The following is a 255-nucleotide window of genomic DNA, read 5'->3' on the forward strand; positions in this document are numbered from 1 at the left end:
CGCCACCAGACCAAAGTCCGTGCTGCCGTTCGACTTGCATGTGTAAGGCATGCCGCCAGCGTTCAATCTGAGCCAGGATCAAACTCTTCAGTTTAATCTCTGTTACTTGTTTCCATTTCTGGAATTCATTCTTTCGAACGAGTCGCTCACTCAAAATACTGACAGTTGCGATAATGATTGCTCACTATCGCGTCTTATCTTTACTTCTTGTGAACATTTGATATTTTTTAAGTTTCCTAACTACCGAAGTAGCTA

The 255-nt window shown here is 42.4% G+C and carries 1 rRNA gene; it reads right to left on the reverse strand.

The features are described from left to right. A 16S ribosomal RNA gene (locus H8K52_RS20880) occupies positions 1-94 on the reverse strand; the annotation flags it as partial. Positions 95-255 lie beyond the last annotated feature (161 nt).

The organism is Affinundibacterium seohonense, assembly GCF_014284305.1.
GTDB lineage: Bacteria > Pseudomonadota > Gammaproteobacteria > Burkholderiales > Burkholderiaceae_D > Undibacterium > Undibacterium seohonense.